Here is a 19,739-nt window from a genome sequence, read left to right on the forward strand (position 1 = left end):
ATATTTGCTTTTATTGCCATCTAACTAAAACAATATGCTATTATAATGAAGTACTTGAATAGAGTGAGGGGTGTCTCGATGAAAAAAATGCTTGCAGTATTGTTAACAGCAATACTGGCAATGAGTACGCTATGTGCAAGTCCAAGTTCTGCAGCGACTAATAAAAACATAGTGGAACAGCAAGTGACAGTGATTATTAATGGAAAATATATTAGCTTTAAAGATCCGATTATCAATAATGCGGGTACCATTCTTTTACCAATGCGTGATTTTTATGAAGCCATTGGTGCACAAGTTAATTGGAATCCAACAGCGAAAGTTGCAACGAGTGAACGTAATGGTCAGGTAGTTGAACTAACGATTAACTCGAAAACAGCAGTAGTAAACGGTACTAAGGCACAAATGCTCGTAGCACCTATGATTTATAAGGACCGTACATATATTCCGATGCGTTTTGTAAGTGAAAATTCGGATGGTGAAGTGTACTGGAATCAAGCAAATAAAGTAGTAGAAGTTATATTAAATGAACAAATTCATGATGGACAAAGCCCTGGTGCAGGAGAAGAAACTCCAGAAGTGAACGTTCCGATTATTCCAGATGTAAAACATATTTTATATATGAATAGCGCGCGTATTGAAATGGATAAAGCCCCGGTTACCAAAGACGGCCGTATGTATATTTCTTCATACTATTTCAGTGACTATTTACAAGATAGTTATACACAGTGGGTGAATGAAAATAGCCTAGAATTAACAATTTCAGGGCTTACATTCAAGTTTACAAATAACAGTAATGAAATTTATGTCAATGGTGAGCAATACAAAGGTACGGAGAAGCCATTTATTCAATCGGGCGAGATGTATGTGCCTGTAAAATTTATTATTGATTCCTTTAAAAACGGTGGATCTTTACGTTATGTACAGGATTCTAAAACAATTTATGTGACAATTTATGATTACATGATGACAAGCAGCTTTTTAGACAAATCCTATGGGGCATTAGGGGTTCCACAATTAGTTGAAAATGCGGAGCTAGATGGGGAACGTCAATTATTTGTTAGTGATAACCCGGAAGAACTCATTCCGACGATTATTATGAAGGCCAATGAAACACTGGCCGAGAATCACGTGAAAGGTGTTACGTCAAAGCAGCACCGTGTATACGGCTGGCATATTAATAAGCTAGGTGAGAATGCGAAAATCGGGATTACCGTTCAAAATACATCGAATACAGCCCTACAAATTACTGACTCTAAAGGGATGTCGCAAACAACAAGCAACAGCTGGAGCACATTTGATGTTGGTTTACCTTTATCAGATGCGGTATTAACGAATACGTTACGTAATGCGAAGGATAGCCAAATTACGGTTGCCCCTGGTGAAACGAAAGTCATCCAAGCCTATGATATTGGTAAAAACTATTTATTAGGTTTTACACATGATTTTGATATTCGTTCGGCAACAGGTACAGCGGCAGATTATACAATTCGTACTGTAATTAGCTTAGAGGCTGAACCACAGCTAGAGAAAATCCATTCTCAAGCAGTCGGCATTAATGAATACGCGGCACATCCACGCGGTGTATGGCCAAGCTCAGCGGTAAAAGTAACGTTGCCAACTTATGCAGTCGATAGTGCGCAAATCGGTTACAATATTTCAAATGGTAAAACCGATCACTTATTAACTGCAGAAAATTCATTGGACACAATGAATGGTACAGTAGGGAACCCGGGCCATTTTGGGATGTCTTATAAGGTAGATATTCCAATTACGAATAACACAGGTAAGTTAAAGTATGTAGTGGTGAAAATTACAGGGCGCGGCGGTACATATAGTGGTGCCGTGAAATTAAATGGAAAGACGTATTTAATTCCAACATTAAAGGTTGGTCAAGAATACGTTCAATTACCAGTAGTTCGTTCGAAAAACAGAAAAGATGTGATTCAGGTAGAAATTATTCATGCAGGTGGTAGTAATTTACCGGTCGCAATTTACGTAGAAACGAGATAATTTTAAGGGAGCTAAGAAGATTTAATTCTTAGCTCCTTTTTCTATGAGCATATTATTTTTCTATGACCTATGTTTCATTTCAATGAATCACCCCATTTTTGTAAAAGAGTATGTTATTCTTTTTTTAGATACATTGTTTAGAATGGAGAGAGAAAAAGTGAATAAGAAAATCATAACAGCCTCTATGGCATTCGTTGCTGCGCAGGCCGCTTTTTATGTAGCAGAAAGTGAAGCAACATTCGATGAAAAAGTAACTAATAAGCAAACAACCGTTTCACCAGGTGTACAGTACATACAAGAGCGCTATGAATCAGCAGACACGAAGGAAGTTGTAAACTTTCTAAATATTGATTTAAACAACCACCATACGTCGTTAGAAATAGGGATGCCGGATCCTATTAACTCACTAAAAACCACTTCAGCAATTTCGAAAATACATAATCGTGAAGGCCACCGCGTTGTGGGGGCGACAAATGCATCGTATTTCTTGGGAAATGGCTATCCAGCGAATCTATTAGTAAATAATAATGTCATAGTAAACTATGGAATATTAGGTGAAAATACAGACAGTCCAACGCAACAGCCTGTAGCCTTTGGTATGACAAAATCAGGGGAAGCTATTGCCGATTATTACACAACGGATTTATCGTTTACTGTAGCGGGCCAAAAGTTTACGATTGATCGTATTAATAATGACCGTGCTGCTGGGACAACGGTGCTTTATACAGCAGAGAAGGCAACAACAAATACAAATAACTGGGGCCTTGAAATTGTTGTAACTGGTGCTACGCAAAATACGAAAACGTTAAGTTTTGGGGATTCTATTTCGGGAACAATTGCTAGTATTACAGAATATGGTCAACCAGGGAATTCAGCAGTGCCAGCAGATGGCTTCGTAGTATCAATTCAAGATAAGGCGATCGCAGAAAAAGTAAAAGCCGCATTAGAAATTGGTGCGCCAATTCAAGTAGATTTAAACATTGATGACAAATGGAAAGATGCGCAGTATATATTAGCAGCTGGCCCACTATTGGTGAAAGATGGGCAAGTGAATATTTCAATGCCTACAAGTTCGTCATTTGTCAAAATGCGTAGTGACCGTACCGCAATAGCAGTAGACGCTACAGGGAAAAAGGTGTTTTTAGTAACGGTAGACGGTCGTCAAAGTGGCTATAGTAACGGGACATCGTTAACTGATTTTGCCTCATACTTAATTTCAAAGGGCGCCAAATATGCCATTAACTTAGATGGTGGGGGCTCTACAACAATGGTCGTGCGTACGCCAGGACAAGAAGCACCAAGTCTTGTGAATCGCCCATCTGATGGCAGCGAACGCCGTGTTTCTGCAACATTGCAGGTCATTAATAGTGCGCCAGCTGGAACATTGAAGGCATTCTCAATTACAGGTCTTCCAGGTTCCATGACCGTCGAGACAAGCGCTACAGCGGATGTTTCGCTCGCGTATGATGAATTTTTAAATCCAGTAGCAATCCAAAAAGACCAGGTGAAATGGTCAGTGGAAGGTGACATTGGTGAACTAAACGGGGCAACATTTAGCGCAACAAAGATTGGTTCAGGTAAACTCGTGGCAACCTACAATGGTGTGCGTTCAGAGGTTGCGTTGAAGGTAACAAAGGCACCAGAAGCAGTTGAAATCATTGATCCATTTGATGTCACGTCAAATTGGGCAGTCACTACAGCGAAAGCAACCGCAACAATTGTAAACGCGACAAAGGCTGAGCCATTCCGCGAAGGTGCATCTTCAATGCGTTTAAACTATAATTTCACAACAGGTGAGTCAGGTACGAAAGCAGCATATGCAGTAGCACAGTCACCGATTCTATTAGAAGGTTTACCGAAGCAAGTCGGAGTTTGGGTATACGGCGACGCTGCGAAGCATTGGTTACGCGGAGTTATTATTGATGGTAACGGAGAAAAGCATACGATTGATTTTACACAGCAAGGAAAATTGGATTGGACAGGCTGGAAATACGTAACAGCAAACGTACCGCAAGATATGGCTCTACCAATTAAGTTTGACCGTATTTATATTACAGAGCCAACTGCTGAAAACCAAAATCAAGGGGTACTGTACTTCGATCAGTTGCAGGCGGTGTACAAAGAAGATTATAAAGAGCCACTTTATACCGATTTAAAATTAACGCACTGGGCAAGTTCAACGATTGAATATTTAAATACAAATGAGCTCGTAAAAGGTTATCCAAATGGTACATTTAAGCCGGAAAGCACAATCACTCGTGCAGAGGCCGCAACAATTATTGCACGTGCATTAGGAATCTCATCGACAAATAATGTCATGTTTGACGATGTAAAAACAAATCACTTTGCGTATGGAGCCATTGCAGCTGTTTCAGAACAAGGAATTTTAACAGGGCGTGAGGCGAGTAAGTTTAGTCCAGATGGTAAATTGACGCGTGCTGAAATGGCAACGATTTTAAAACGTGCGTACAATTTATCAGGTAAGGCATCATTACCATTTAAAGATGTACCAGCCAAACATTGGGCATATGACGCGATTGCGACCGTATATTCAAATCAATTAACAGGTGGCTACCCAGATAATACTTTTAAACCGAATAACAGTATAACGCGTGCTGAATTTGCGACGTTCCTATCAAAAATTTTGCAAAAATAAATTAAAGAAAAGTAATAAGATATGATCTAGCGATAATAGGTCATAAGCATAATTTTGCTGAAAGGAAGATTACATGCAATTCAATAAAAAAGTAAGTTTATTTACAGCTGCGTTTCTCGTTTTACCGGTAACAGCAGCATTTGTAATAGATGCTCCAGCCACTGCTGCAGCAAATCCTTATAGTGATGTCACAACGAAGGATGGTCATTATGAGGCAATCGTTAATCTAACAGAGCAAGGTATTGTTTCAGGTGTTACGAAAACGGTATTTCACTCTACAAAAGCAGCAACACGCGGAGAGGCCGCTTTATTTATTGCAAATGCATTAAATTTAAATACAACATCGGTATCCAATCCGAACTTTAAAGATTTACCAACATCAAGCCCTTATTACAGCGCGGCTGCTGCACTGTACGAATTAAAGGTAATCGGTGGCTATACGGACGGTACATTCCGTCCAGATGGTACGTTAAAGCGTTCGGAAATTGCCAAAATGCTAACCCTCGCGTTCGAGTTAGACATGTCGAGCGTTTCGCAAACGAAATTTGCAGATGTGAACGTGATTACGGATACAAACATGAAACGCTATATTCAAACGTTAATTGATTATGGGATTACGTCAGGTACGACAGCAACAACATTTAGCCCATATGGAACGTTAACACGTGGCCAGCTCGCAACATTTTTACAACGTTCTATGAATGCAGTATCTGATGACTTAACGGTTATTAGTGTAGAATAAATCTAGCTATGCAATCGATTATTTACTAACGGTTGCATAGTTTTTTTATTTGAAAAGGGGATTTTACTAAAGTAGAGTGGCACGGAGTGAAGGGGGCGACCCCAAGGGGATTAGCGTTCGCGGGCCCTCTTTATTAAAAATCTATTGCAATAAAAATATAATATATAGTATAAAAGTATAAACTATCTAAAATTAGTGAATTTTATACTATTTTTTGTTAAAATGGTAATTAATTATTAGCTGAGGGAGGCCGGCAGCAGTGTACTTAAAAAAAATCAGCTTGATGTTAGTTGTTTTCGTGATTTCATTATTTGCAGTTCAAAGTTCTAAAGCACAAGCAGCCACGATTAATTTTACGGATGTTTCATCAGCAACTCCAGCCTATGGAGAGATTATGTATTTAGTGGATTTAGGTGTATTAGAGGGGTCATTTGAAAAGGGCAAGCGGGTATTTAAGCCAAATGACCAAGTAACGCGTGGACAAGCAGCCAAGATGGTTGTTGTTGCAACCGGACAAGAACCATTAGTTGTTACAAAATCTTCATTTACAGATATTGACCTAAAAAAGAATGCGGCATTATCTGGATATGTTGAGCGCGCAGTTCAACTAGGGTATTTTAGTGAATATTCGCCAGGGAAATTTGAACCGAAAATTGCACTTTCTCGTAACGAGATGAGTAAAGTGCTTTCAAAGGCATTTCATTTAAATGTTGAGCAAACTGCTAATTTAACAATTCCGTTTACAGACGTTGCAAAGTCCGATCCATATTATCCGTACATTACGGCAATCTATTACAACGGCATTACGAGTGGAACGCATAATTCTACTAAGTACAGTGCAAAGGATCCGGTAACAAGAGCGCAATTTTCTTCATTTGTGGCACGTGCATCATCAGATACATACCGCTTAAAACTACCGGTACAAGGTGTATCTACTAGCAATCCAACAGAGCCACTAAAAATTATTGGCAAGGTTTATGTTACAGTGGACGGGTTAAATATTCGTTCATCTGCAGCAAGTACCCAGAGTACAAACATTGTAGGAAAAGAAAATACAGGAAAAGAACTTGCTGTTTATGAGGACCAGGGCTATTGGCTAAAGGTAGCATATAACGGTAAAACAGCATTCGTTGCAAAGGAATATACGAAGTCGACCGAACAGCTACAATTGGATGAAGAGCAAGAAGAGCCTCAAGAGCAACAAGGGCCAGAAACAGAAAATCCTGTAGTAACAGATGAACAAAGTGAACCAGCAATCGATGAAAATACAAGTGAGACAGAGATTGTAACAGAGCAGCCAGTGGCAGAGCCTTTAGCTACAATCGGCATTGCGACAATAAATGAGTTAGCTATTTTTGAGGAAAGTAATACAAGCTCGAAAGTACTTAATAAAATGAGTCGCGGTACACAGGTCGATCTTTTAGCGATTGACGGAAATTGGGTTGAAGTATTGTATAACGGCATGACCGGCTTTGTTGAAAAAAGATTTGTTCGTTTGAAAAATACTGTAGATGGCCCAGTTAAAAATAGAATTATTGTTCTTGACCCAGGGCACGGTGGGAAAGACCCTGGAGCAATTAGTGGCGCTTATACAGAAAAATCCATTGTTTTAAAAGTAACAAACTTAGTGAAAGAAAAGTTAGAAGCAGATGGAGCGATTGTGAAAATGACACGTACGGGGGATACATTCCCTACACTTGACGAACGTATTCAATTTACGAAAGCCAATTACGGAGAATTGTTTGTGAGTATTCATACAAACTCATTTACAACAGCAAAGCCAAACGGAACAGAAACGTATTATAGTGTAAAGTCCAACGAAAATGAAAAAGAAGACGTTGTACTCGCAACAAATATTAATAATTTAATCGTGAAAAATGCAGACATGACAAATCGTGGTGTGAAACGTAACGATTATAAAGTAATTGTAGGCTTAAAGATTCCCGCAGTGTTATTGGAACTTGGTTTTATTAGTAATGACGCTGACCGAGCAAAATTAGTGAGCGATAAATACGTAGAAATTTTCGCAGATTCGATTTATCAAGGTATTGTCGATTATTATGCAAGAAACTAGTTTTTAACACGTCTCAAAAATACAAATTTTCTACTCATAGAAAATTTGTATTTTTATTTTGTACTAGATTTTATTAAGAATAATTTCTAAATAGTAACATTTACAATCCTGTAACTTAAATTTGGAGCTATTTTACCGATAAAAATTAAAGAAGTATGTCATATACCCTATGTTTATCAAAAAAGAGGAGGAACTATCGTGAAAAAAAATATAAAAATCTGCTTAATGGCAGGTTTGCTAGTTACGCCGGCATTTGTTGCACAGGTATCTCCAACACAAGCAGAAGAAATTACACCCGTAAGCGCAAACGTAGAGAAATTTACGCAAGCCATGGCTACATTTTCAGATTCAACCCCATCAAAAACACTTTCAACACTAAATACAGCAGTGACTAAGGTGAAGACCGCTTATGGCAAGCTGACGGCTGAAGAAAAAAAGGCAATATCAGAAGAAGTGGCAAAAAATTATGCACAGATCCAAGCGACATATACCATTGCGAAACGCATTGATGAACTTTCTAAAAAAACGGATGAAGCTATAAAGTTAGACAGTGCAATCAATGATACAATGACAGAATTTGATAACTTAGAAGCGTATCAACGCTACGTTTTTAACTATTCAACGCTGACTAAATTATCAGATTCTGTTGCGGAAGTAATAATACTTGAGCAAGATATGATAGAAATGACACCAGCCAATACGCTGACAAAGGTTGCAGAAATCGTAGCAGCTTATAACGAACTGACGGCTACACAAAGAAAATATTTAACAGATGCCTCACAAGCGACGATTACTTCATGGAGACAAGCGCTTACAGCATCCACACAGCTTATTAAAGAAATCGATGCCATTACGACGACAAGCTTTGCAACATGGGGTTCTGCAACAGAATCGAGCAAGGCTACTGCAGTTAAACAGTTTAATACGAAAGTCAATGCGGCTCTTACAAAGCTAGAAAAAATTACGCTAGCATCGGTTTCAGCAGAGGTTGATCCGCAAGCGCTTGTTACGAATAAAGGCCGATTAGTAGCGCTAAAAGATTTCACAGCAATTTCCACACCGGTTTTAGAGCTTAATACAGACTTGTCGCGCGTAACAGAAACAGTCAATGCAGCGAAGGCAACTTTAGAGACCTTTGATGGCAAAATGACGGAACATAGCGCAAATTTATCTGAAATCGACAAAAAAAATCTACCGGGGCTAAAAATATTTTTAGCTGAATACGTTGCCTATATAGAAGACGAGCAAGCAATCATTGTTGACGTAGAAAATATCATTAATGCCTTAAAGGATAAGGTAGATCTAGTAACATTAGCAAGCGCCCGTGAAAAATTTAATTCGCTATCTTCGGAAGGAAAAAAATTCGTTTCAAATATAAGCCAGTTAACAGCGTTAGAGGCCACTTATAAATCGGCATTAGCTGTTGTAAAGCAAATTGAGGCGATTGATCCGAGTGCGAAAGACTTTGTCAGTAAAACAACAGCAGCAAAAGCCGCATACGATAAACTGGCGACGGAAGCACTGAAAAGTACGGTTACCAACTACATGACAGTAGAAAACTATTTACCGATAGCATTAATAATGAAAGAAATTGATGCCATCCGTGTGAATAGTGCTGAATTTAGAAAAGATTATGAAGCAGCGCAAGGTACGTATAATGCGTTAACTGCAGGGGTAACTGGAAATCCTGAAAGTTCACCAGCTCCAACAGATAAAGTGATTGTTGGCAAACAGCGTTTAGTAACGGAATATGGCCCAAAGCTTGATACATTTAAAGCAACGATTGCAACGATTGACAGCATTACAGCACGAATTGAAGGTCTATCCTCTAAAACAGGTCAAAGTTTTATGGAAGAGCTGAAAAGGCTTTCGGAAGAATATAAACGATTAGACAGCGCTACAAAGAGCAATATTTTAAATGCTCAAGACTTAACGACATTTGAAAAAGACTATAATGCGTCATTAAAAGTATTTAATGTAATTGAACAACTACCTGAAAATACAGATTTACAGTTTTCTAAAAAAGTAAATACAGCAGAAAAAGCTTTTCAAAAGTTAACAACAGTGCAAAAAGGCAATGTCTATAACTACGATAAGTTGAGTAGCCTGTTAAAGCCGGCAGCAATCATTGAGCGTATCAACAAACTAAAAACAACAAGTAAAACGTATGAAACAGACGTTCAAGATTTGCGTAAAGAGTTTGAAGAGCTTACGACAAATGAAAAGACAATTGTGCACAACATTGGAAAGCTTGTAGAAGCAGAAGAAAATATGAACCAAGCTGAAACAGTCATTGCGCTTATTAATGCAGCGATACCAACAGCGGAAGATTATTTAGTGAAATTACGTGAAGCGCGTGAAGCCTATGATAAATTAGACCGTACAAGGCAATCACTTATTTTAAATTATAAAGAGTTAACTTCGCGTGAACGTGCAATGAGGCCAATTATTAAGTTAGATCAAGATATCCTAAATTTAGACCCATCGAATGCAAAAACATTTATTTCAAAATATAAATCTGCTCAAAAGGCCTATGAAAAGCTGTCGCTAGTTGACCGAAACTTATTGGAAAATGATGTACTGCTACTTGGCGATTTAAAGCAACTCTTTGATGTAATCGACGCAATTAGTACGATTAAAAGTTCAAGCAAGACGTATGTGAAGGATACAGAAAATGCACGTCATCTCTACAATAGTTTAAAGCCAGAGTTACAACAAAAGGTTTCAAATCTTAAAGTATTAATAGATCACGAACTAAATGTAGCAGGTGGTGCAAGTGTAGATGCTATGATTCGTAATCTAAAAGCTGTAGAACCACTGCAATTCATTGAAGCGGTTAAGGAAGTGCGTAAAGCATATACTAGCCTGAATTCATCGAATAAAAAGGCTGTCTCATTAATCGACGAATTAAAAACACAAGAAAAATATATTAAGCCAGTACAAAAGATAATCGATGAAATCGAGGGATTATTAAATCCACGAAATAATTTAGCGAGACAATTTGAAAAGGTCAATAAATCCTTACAAAGACTAGATGATACACAATATACCTATATCACGAATATAGACAAATATTCGAATTTAGCAAATGTTATTCATACCTATGATTTAATCGAAAAGTTAAAGCCAAACGATCGTTATTATCAAGGGAACTTAGAGGCTGCGAAAACTTCCTATGACCGTTTATCACAAGAAGAGAAGCAAAAAGTAACCAATTATTACAAGCTGCAAGAAGCACAATTAAATGTGGATGAAGCAAAAGTGGTGATTAGTTTAATTGGTTCATTAACAAGTACCGCCAGCACCTATGCCGCTGACGTAGCGACTGCCGCAGCGGCTTATAAAGAACTCCCATCAAATATACGTAAGCAAGTGACAAACTATGATGTCTTAAAGCAAGCAGAGAAGGATTTAAAGGTAGTTGCTAAAGTGGAAAAACAAATTGCGGCCATCGATATGACAGCAAGAAATGCTACATCAAAGGTGAAATCGGCAAAAAAAGCTTACGATAAGCTAACATTGGAGCAAAAGCCACTTGTGAGCAATTATCAGATACTACAAGCTGCTGTTTTTGAGATGGAGCTATAGTATTAACGAAGCAATAGTTTACTTTATGTAAAAATTTGATATTATTGAAAGAGCGTTCTTCCATCAAGGGAAGATACGCTCTTTTGCATGTTAAAATAGAAATCGATAAGATATAAAAGAAAATACATAGTTTATAGAAGAGGGATGATTGGGTGAAAAAACGATTCTTAGCAAGTTCACTAGCAGCCTTATTATTTTTAAGTACACAAACAACTAGTCTTGCAGCAACGACATTTAGTGATGTGTCGCAAAAGCATTGGGCAGCTAGTACAATTTACGATTTAGTTGCTAAAGGATATATGCAGGGCTATCAAGACGGTACATTTAAGCCAAACCAAACGACGACTCGTGGAGAAGCGGCAGTCATTATTGCACGTACAATGGGCATTGATGTGAAAACAGATTTTCAGCCAAGTTTTCAGGATGTTCCAGAAACATATCCGTACTATAAACAAGTTAGTAAGCTAACAGAATTAGGTGTCTTACAAAATGGAAATTTCTTTTATCCCAATGCGCAGTTAAAGCGTTCAGAAATTTCGAAAATGATTGCTCTTGCTTATGGCGTAGAGGTAGATAATCAAAATAAAGCATCATTTAACGACTTATCGACAAATTTTTGGGCTAAGGATTACATTGAGTCTTTGGCAGATGCTGCGATTGTTCAAGGATTTACCGCAACAACATTTGAGCCTAATCAATATGTAACGCGCGCGCAAATCGCCTTGTTAGCGAAGCGCGGTATGGCATTTAAAGGACAACTTGCAAAAAAAGAAGTGGTATATGATTTTTTACAAAAGGATTATATTTCAACAGTAAATCAATATAAAGCGTGGGAAACGAAGACGTTGAAGCTAGTTAATGAGATTCGTGTGAAAAATAATTTGGCTAAGCTTGCATTAGATCCGGATTTAACGCAGGTTGCGATTATTAAAGCAAAAGATATGGTCAAGCGTAATTACTTTGAACACTATTCGCCGTTCTATGGAAACCCGTGGGATTTAGCGACGTTATTTGATTATGACTATGTAAGTTTTGGAGAAAACATTGCCCGCAATTTTTCAACGGCAGAAGCAACGGTGGATGCATGGATGGCTTCACCAAATCACCGTGCCAATATTTTGAAAAGTCATTATGAGTATATGGGGATTGGAATTGAAAAAACAAAAACTGGGAATTTTTATGTAGTTCAGCATTTTTCTTCAAAATAATATGGTAATTACTAGCTTGTTATATTACAAAACCATTACGAGAAATAGTTGGGAAATGAATATTTTGTAGCTTAAACGCTAATTTTCTATTCTATGATAGGAAATTTGTGTTTTTTGTTTTTAGGGCATTTCGTGTGAACTGTTACAGAAGTGAAAAGTAGTTACACAAAGTTATATGTTACCCTATATGTAGGTTAAATAAACCTTATTAGTTTTTGAAAGGGAGTTACATTTAACGTGAAGAAAAAAATTCTTTTGCCGATTTTTGCAGCATTTATGATTTTCGCTGGAACGGCTACTACAACTAACAATACTGCTGAGGCAGCATCAATTTCAGAATTAACAGCAACAGCTTCTAAATATATCGGTGTCCCATATGTATATGGAGGAACAACAACTCGTGGACTTGATTGTTCAGGTTATACTCAATTAGTCTTCAAAAAATTAGGCTATTCATTAAACCGTACAGCGGCTATGCAATACAAGCAAGGGACAGCTGTTTCAAAAGCTAATTTACAATCAGGGGACTTAGTGTTCTTTAATACTTCAGGCGGCGTTTCGCACGTAGGGATTTCATTAGGTGGTAGTAAGTTTATCCATGCTGGTGTAAGTACGGGTGTAGCCGTAGCAAGCCTTAACAGCTCTTACTGGGCTAAGCGCTATGTTGGAGCAAAGCGTGTAGCTAGCTTTGAAGAAAAAACGGTTGTAGCGTCTGTAGAAAAGGCAGAAGTTAAAAACGCAGCAATCGATTTCACGATTTTTGCATCTCGTGGTGAAGTAGCACTACAATTAGCGGAATCATTAGGTCTTGAAACAACAGATACAACATCAGTATTCCCAGATATTAAATCATCTTCTAAATATGCAGGTGCTGCAAAAGCATTATATGATTTAGGTATCTTTACAGGTGATGAAAACGGCAAGTTTAACCCAGGTTCACCATTTACACGTGCACAAATGGCAAAAGTACTGGTAGCTGCCTATAAATTAGAATTAGAAGAGCAACCACTAAGTTTTGCAGATGTAGCCTCGTCTCACTGGGCACATAATGATATCAAAATTTTAGCGTCAAATGGTGTGACAATCGGTTTAGGTGATGGTACATATGGTATTAATCATTACGTAAAATTAAAAGATTTAGCGACATTTATTGATCGCGCTCAAAATAAATAATGATTTTTAAGACATGCTGGCTGAAATAGCCAGTATGTCTTTTTTTATTGTTAAGGAAATTATAGATGATCACATTGTGTCAGCAGTCTCCATACCTGTGCGCACAACCACACGTTACATAAAAAAACCCGCCCAATTCGTATTAAACGACGGGGCGGGTTTATATTTGTATTAGTTTGCTTGGAACTTTGTAACTAGGTCTGAGCGTACCCATACATAGCGGCTTGGTGGGTTATCATCTGATAATAGCTTGTACCAGACGTAGCCATCTGAGCCTGTTGTTTCCTCAACGATAACAGCAGGGTAGCCGAATGTTTTCGTTTCTCCGATGTTTTTCGCTTTATACCAATATAATCGTTCTGAAAACTGTGTGGCTTCAGCGCGCGCACTGATTTGATCGCCGTTATAAATTACAAATGCTAGCTGTGAAGATAATGTATCTTTTTTACCAAAACGGTTGTCGATACGGAACATATGGCCAGCAATTTTACTACCCCAGAATGGATCTGAAGCGTAGCGAACATTCATACCGGTTGTTTTGTTTCCTGGAACTGCTCCGTTTGCAAATTTTCCTGATTGTGGCACATAGTTTAAATTCGCGTATTGATTGATAAATGCGCGTACACTATCATCTCGTGTTGCAAACGTTGTCCCAAGTGCTGTATTAGAATCATATACGGTGATCCCAAAAATATTGTTCTTTTTAAGTGAGTTTTCACTTATACCGTAGTCACTTTCATGAATCGCCGAAGCTAAAATGAATAATGCATTCACATTGTGCTCAGCTTCAACTTCTTTTAATAATTGTCCCATCCCTAAAAGGCGTGAATCTGTTAATACATTCTCATAGCCTTTTTGACTTTGACGTTCTGTTAATAGAGTCAGAATAATGTTATCAAGCTCTTCTGCCGTATAGTTTGAGTGCTGACGGATTGAAGCAAATTGGAAATATGAATAGTAGGTACCGACTTTTGAAGTTAGTAAAAAGTCGCTATAGAAATTGACCCCGTCTTGGCTGTAATAGCGCGCGCCCGTTTTCATGAAGCTTGGCGCAGGACCAATAACATAAGCACCATAGTATTTATTCGTAATATGGTTATATGTGTTGTGATGTAAATAGCCATCTAGTACAAAGTAAAACGATTGCTCTTTTAGTAGGCTAGAAGGCGTTAATGTTACCTCATCCATTTTTACGTAACCCTTTGTATCAGCTAAACGGACGATTGCGTATTTATCGGTGCTTGAATAATATTTAAATTCGCTGCCTTCAACCGCATACGTAAGGTCTTTTTTGAAATTTGAATCTGCATAAACAATGACCGTGTTGGCTTTTGTATCAGCTGCAGAAGCAATTCCAGCAGGCATACTAATAATTTTGTCGCCCTTAAATAATAGATTTAGCTTCGCTGCTTTTTGAGCCGCTACTGCTTGCTCATATGAAAAATAGATCGTTGGATTTTTTGTAACGACCCCATTGCTAATTTTACCGATGTAATAGCTTGATGGATCCGCAGGTTGTATCACATCAGGCGTGTCGTCTTCGCCATTATCCGTATATTGATCAATCGTTGTATTCATACGGTATAAAAATGCCGCTGCTTGTGCGATCGTTGCAGAGCCCTTTGGTTCAAAGTAAATCCCTTTTGCTGTTTGTGAGCCACGAATAATGTTGTAATACACATTGGCTGCAACGGCGGCCTTAAATTCATCACGAATTTTTTCGTTGTCCTTAAATGTAAGTGGGGCACCATTTACAGGGACTTTTTTATACGTTAGCGTGCGTAGTAAAAGCGCCGCCATTTGCTCGCGTGTAATTTTTTCGTTTGGACGGAAAGTACCATCAGGGTAGCCACTTAAAATATTTGCCCCCGCCGCCGCTTGAATTTCGTTTGTTAATGTTTGACCAGGTGTTAAGTCTTTAAACGTATAAGAAGATGACTCTGGTAGATCAAGTGCTCGTGTAATATAAGACGCAAATTCACCTCGCGTTACTGCGCGGTTTGGATTGTAATTGCCCTTTGCATCCGCACGAATGACGTCTAAGCTCGACCAATACGTTAATTCATGGACCATTAAGTGACCCTGTATATCGTTAGCATGAGATGTTGTTTGTGTAGTAAAGGTAAATGCAACGAGTAAAGCCATTGCAAGACCGATAATTTTTTTAAACATCGATTCACACTCCTTTCATTAAATCAGTTTATCAATTTATAGAGGAGAATAATAGAAAAACTACCATTATTAAATTGTTTGTAACAGATTTGTAATGTTAGAAGTGTAACAGAAAGTAAAAATATAAAAGGTTTCTGTTAGCAAAGTTATTTCTGTATAGTTACGGAATGACAAGATAGTTAGCTAAATTTTAAAGAACGAACATCAATAAACAAAAAATATATTACTCTCTATTAATATAAATGAACTACTAAAAATGAGATAAAATGTTATTTTTATGACAGAAACCTTTATTTTGAAAGATATTTAATATATAATGAATGTGAAATAATTGGTAATTATTAAGTACTAAACATCTAAAAAGAGATAAGGGTGGAGAAGTATGGCTAGAGGACGACGCGTCAATTCAAGTGGAGAAAAAAGTAAAAAATTATTGCTGGAGAAAGCCATTGAGCTTTTCTCTACACATGGCTATCACCAAACAAAAATTAGTGACATTGTTAAGGCAGCAAGTCTTACACAGCCGACATTTTATTTGTATTTCCAAAGTAAAGAAACATTATTTAATGACTTGAATGAAAAATTCCAAAGCGATTTAATCGAAATTTTCACAAACAAGGAAGAAACAGTGAGTGCTACTAAAAATGCCAACGAGTTAATCGAACAAAACTTAAAATGTATTTTTGATTACTTTATTGAAAATCCAAACTTAACAAAAATCGGTTTTTACGAGGCAGAGCAATCGTCTGGTTTGAAGCAGCTACTTGTTTCGAAAATTGAAAATGTCATCAATGAAAACTTGAAAGAGTGTCCCGTTGTAAAACGTGTGAATTCGAATGTGCTTGCAGAAAGCTTAGTTGGATCGATGGAGCGTTTAACGTTAACGAATCTATTAACGAATAAATCGAATCCGGAAAAGCTTGCACAAGAAATTAGTACGATTTATTTCTCAACTGAACAACCATTAGTTTATCAATAATTAAGTAAACGTAAAAAGACGTTAGCCAGAATAGTGGGCTAACGTCTTTTTGTTATTTTGCTACAGTTACATGTAAATAAACACCCTTTTTTAAGCTTTGGCCACTTGGTGTTTTTACTTTTGGATGAATCACGACCATATATTCTTTGCCTGCTGTTAACGGCTGGTTAGGTGTTACAAGTAGTTTATCGCCAGAGACGTTGAATGTCGAGGCTACTTCGTTTCCGCCTAGTTCTACCAGTTGTACCGCAGTAGGGTCTAGCTTAGAAACGATAGCTTTAGAAAATGTCACTGTAAATGTTTTGTTTACCGACACTTTTTTTAATGAAGCAATTTCTTGATAGTTGATAAGATTGCTAGCAATTGTATCGAAATGAGCTTTGTAAATTGCATTACTAGACGTTATCACATGTGGGTTTACACCGACATGATTAATGGCTGTTCCATTAGGGCCCGAAAATTCAGCAATCGTTAGTTTTAAGAAGCTGCCGTCTTCAAGCTCGAAGAATCCTTGCATAGCCCCTTTTCCATATGATTTTTTACCATATAACGTCGCTGCATTTTGATCTAATAGGGCTGCTGCTGTCATTTCAGAGGCACTGGCACTAGATTCATTGATTAATACCTTTGTGTTTTCAGGAAATTGTGTCGCTTGCTTTAGTGCACGTACATTGGATGTCGTTTTGGTTTCTTTTAATTTGTAAGCATAGGCGGCATTCGGGAACATTCCGATTAGCTGCTCGGCCGCTGTTACATAGCCGCCACCGTTGTTTTGAAGATCGAACACAAATGCTTTTGCGCCCTTGTTTTTTAAATCACGAATCGCTTTCGATACAAGGCTTGCTGTATCATTTGAAAACGAACTAAGAGAAATATAACCAACATTGCCGTAAAGTAAGTCTGTTGTCACATTTGGTAATGAAAAGGCTTTTCGCACAAGTATTTTCTTCAGGATTGTGCCGTCTTCACGTAAGATTGTTAACGTAACGGATGTGCCTGCTTTTCCTTGAATGAGTGAAGAGGCTTGGTCAATGGAAAGTACAGTTGTCGAGGTACTTTCCACCGCAGTAATAATGTCGCCAACCTTTAAGCCAGCATTTTTGGCACTGCCTCCATCAAAGAGCTGTGTAATTTTAATACCAGAATCTACTTTTTCAATTGCCACGCCAATTCCAACAGATGTTAACTCAACCCCGTTGTTAAAGCGTTCGAATTCATCTGCTGTGAAATACGTTGAATATGGGTCTAGCATATTCATCAGTTCGGGAATGCTTTTTGCTCGGTCGAGATTGCCGTTGATGTCGCCAACGTAATTATCCTTCACTACATCGCGCACCTCATCGAGTGATGCACCTAGGGCTGTTAATGGCAGCGTGAAGCATAGTACGAAGAGGAGTAGTGCTGCCAGTTGTTTTTTTAGCATGATTTTGCCCACCTTATCTTATTATTTTAGTGAAATGATTTAATTCCAACTTCTATTATATAGGATTTTTACATTCATCTTATAAACAATACCCAATAAAGTCCAATTTTAGTAATAAGATATGAGTATTAAAATGAAAAAAGCGTATAGTGAACAATTCACTATACGCTCTTATCAGCCAAACTTATTTACGTTTTACTAGATGAATAATATAACCAATTACGCCACCTACAAGTGCAGGAACGACCCATGCAATGCCTTGCTCATAGAGTGGGAAGATAGATAAGAAGTTATCATAGGCTTCAATTTCGAAACCAGCTTGCTTAATCCCATCATAAAGTGCTACAACACCAGTGAAAATTAACGCTACGCCGTACACGCTAGGTGCATGGTTGAAAAGGTTACCGAATAACGCGAATATCATTAATACAATCGCGATCGGATAAATGGCTACTAATACTGGTAATGAAAGTTTAATTAAATCTGCTAAACCAAAGTTTGAAATACCAAAAGAGAATACCGCAAAAATGACTAAGTATACTTGATACGAAATTTTCGGGAAAATCTTATGGAAGAACGTTGCGTTAGCAGATAGTAAGCCAACTGAAGTTGTTAAACAAGCTAAAATAATAACGGCTGATAAAATAATGCTGCCCGCTTGACCGTATAGCGCTTGTGCAGCAAGTGAAATAATCGTCCCACCATCTTCGTGGAAGCCGATTGCGGAAGTACTTGTTACACCGATATAGCCAAGTGATACATAAACAAATGCTAAACCTAATGCCGCAACAATGCCGGCGAAAATTGTAATTTTAATTTGTGCTGCTTTTTCCGTTATTCCTCGTGCTTTTAATGCTTGTACAATAACAATCCCGAAAACAAGTGATGCTAGTACGTCCATTGTTAAGTACCCTTGAATGAACGACTCACCAAATGCGTTGTCGATGTAAGTGCCTTGTGCTTGTCCAATATCACCTAGTGGCGTAATAACCGCTTTAATCGCAAGTAAGCAAATAACGATTAGTAATGCCGGTGTTAAAATCTTTCCAACACGGTCAACGATTTTCGTTGGGTTATACGCTAAGTACAGTGTAAAGCTAAAGAATAATAACGTTGTAATAAATAATGGAATCCAGCTTTCTTGCATCGTTTCAGATAAAAACGGCGCAATCCCGATTGAATAAGATACTGCCCCTGTACGAGGGATGGCAAAGAAAGGTCCAATTGATAAATAAATAATAGAAGTAAAAATAATTCCGAAGTATGGATTAATTCGACCTGCTAACACTTCTAAATCTCCGCCATTTTTTGCGACTGCGATAATACCTAAAAGAGGTAAGCCCACCCCAGTAATTAAAAATCCAATCATTGAAACTAAAATATTTTCCCCGGCCATCTGACCTAACTGTGGTGGAAATATGATGTTACCTGCGCCTAAGAAAAGTGCAAATAACATGAAACCGACCGCGATATTCTCACGGAAAAAACCTGACTTGCTATTCATGTTGACTGACTCCTTTTAATTTGAATATACAAAACTTTCTAATAATTTAAAACTAACAACAGTACGTAAGTTTAGCATAAAACTAATAAAATGCAAAACCTTAAATTAGCAAAAACGACGCAATCATCAGAATTTACGTAATTTCGCTAGAATTCAGTGGATATAAAATAGAAAAAAGGTAGGAGAAAAATTTCTCTTTACTAGAGAGAA

At 37.8% G+C, this 19,739-nt stretch carries 11 protein-coding genes; 8 read left to right on the forward strand and 3 right to left on the reverse strand.

Translation table 11 applies throughout. The features are described from left to right. Window positions 1–78 precede the first annotated feature (78 nt). From NSQ62_RS02610 to NSQ62_RS02640, 7 genes are all read left to right on the forward strand, one after another. Window positions 79–2,010 (forward strand): stalk domain-containing protein, encoded by a 1,932-nt coding sequence (locus NSQ62_RS02610; RefSeq protein WP_341322374.1) that lies wholly within the window; start codon window positions 79–81, stop codon window positions 2,008–2,010. Between the two features lie 157 nt (window positions 2,011–2,167). Then, the gene (locus NSQ62_RS02615; protein WP_341322375.1) at window positions 2,168–4,666 is read left to right on the forward strand and encodes an S-layer homology domain-containing protein; all 2,499 of its coding nucleotides are present in this window, start codon (window positions 2,168–2,170) and stop codon (window positions 4,664–4,666) included. 73 nt (window positions 4,667–4,739) lie between these two features. Continuing rightward, window positions 4,740–5,408, forward strand: a complete 669-nt coding sequence (locus tag NSQ62_RS02620) for an S-layer homology domain-containing protein (protein WP_341322376.1) — start codon at window positions 4,740–4,742, stop codon at window positions 5,406–5,408. Between the two features lie 259 nt (window positions 5,409–5,667). Beyond that, entirely contained in the window at window positions 5,668–7,482 is a 1,815-nt protein-coding gene (locus NSQ62_RS02625; protein WP_341322377.1) for an N-acetylmuramoyl-L-alanine amidase, read from the forward strand. 198 nt (window positions 7,483–7,680) lie between these two features. Beyond that, a complete protein-coding gene (locus NSQ62_RS02630) occupies window positions 7,681–11,070 on the forward strand; it encodes a hypothetical protein (protein ID WP_341322378.1) in 3,390 nt (1,129 codons plus the stop codon). Between the two features lie 152 nt (window positions 11,071–11,222). After that, a complete protein-coding gene (locus NSQ62_RS02635) occupies window positions 11,223–12,278 on the forward strand; it encodes an S-layer homology domain-containing protein (protein WP_341322379.1) in 1,056 nt (351 codons plus the stop codon). Between the two features lie 237 nt (window positions 12,279–12,515). After that, window positions 12,516–13,451 (forward strand): C40 family peptidase, encoded by a 936-nt coding sequence (locus tag NSQ62_RS02640; protein WP_341322380.1) that lies wholly within the window; start codon window positions 12,516–12,518, stop codon window positions 13,449–13,451. 171 nt (window positions 13,452–13,622) lie between these two features. On the opposite strand, the gene NSQ62_RS02645 is transcribed toward NSQ62_RS02640, so the two are convergent. Continuing rightward, window positions 13,623–15,623, reverse strand: coding sequence for an S-layer homology domain-containing protein (locus NSQ62_RS02645; RefSeq protein ID WP_341322381.1), 2,001 nt, complete (start codon window positions 15,621–15,623; stop codon window positions 13,623–13,625). 382 nt (window positions 15,624–16,005) lie between these two features. Here NSQ62_RS02645 and NSQ62_RS02650 point away from each other — a divergent pair, with 382 nt between their 5' ends. Next, entirely contained in the window at window positions 16,006–16,602 is a 597-nt protein-coding gene (locus NSQ62_RS02650; RefSeq protein ID WP_341322382.1) for a TetR/AcrR family transcriptional regulator, read from the forward strand. Window positions 16,603–16,654: 52 nt separating this feature from the next. Here the strand turns inward: NSQ62_RS02650 and NSQ62_RS02655 are convergent, their stop codons facing one another. Together NSQ62_RS02655 and brnQ are read right to left on the reverse strand one after the other, a co-directional pair. Then, on the reverse strand, window positions 16,655–18,025 hold the full coding sequence (locus NSQ62_RS02655; protein ID WP_341322383.1) for a S41 family peptidase: 1,371 nt from the start codon (window positions 18,023–18,025) through the stop codon (window positions 16,655–16,657). A gap of 184 nt (window positions 18,026–18,209) precedes the next feature. Next, complete coding sequence (gene brnQ, locus NSQ62_RS02660) at window positions 18,210–19,529, reverse strand: branched-chain amino acid transport system II carrier protein (protein WP_341322384.1); 1,320 nt, start codon at window positions 19,527–19,529, stop codon at window positions 18,210–18,212. Between the last annotated feature and the right edge of the window lie 210 nt (window positions 19,530–19,739).

Source organism: Solibacillus sp. FSL H8-0523 (assembly GCF_038051985.1).
Taxonomy (GTDB): domain Bacteria; phylum Bacillota; class Bacilli; order Bacillales_A; family Planococcaceae; genus Solibacillus.

What these genes read in the sequence shown, in the direction of transcription:
- NSQ62_RS02610 (WP_341322374.1), top strand. Translation starts at nt 79, where the DNA reads ATGAAAAAAATGCTTGCAGTATTGTTAACAGCAATACTGGCAATGAGT.
- NSQ62_RS02620 (WP_341322376.1), top strand. Translation starts at nt 4,740, where the DNA reads ATGCAATTCAATAAAAAAGTAAGTTTATTTACAGCTGCGTTTCTCGTT.
- NSQ62_RS02645 (WP_341322381.1), bottom strand. Translation starts at nt 15,623, where the DNA reads ATGTTTAAAAAAATTATCGGTCTTGCAATGGCTTTACTCGTTGCATTT.
- NSQ62_RS02650 (WP_341322382.1), top strand. Translation starts at nt 16,006, where the DNA reads ATGGCTAGAGGACGACGCGTCAATTCAAGTGGAGAAAAAAGTAAAAAA.
- NSQ62_RS02655 (WP_341322383.1), bottom strand. Translation starts at nt 18,025, where the DNA reads ATGCTAAAAAAACAACTGGCAGCACTACTCCTCTTCGTACTATGCTTC.
- brnQ (WP_341322384.1), bottom strand. Translation starts at nt 19,529, where the DNA reads ATGAATAGCAAGTCAGGTTTTTTCCGTGAGAATATCGCGGTCGGTTTC.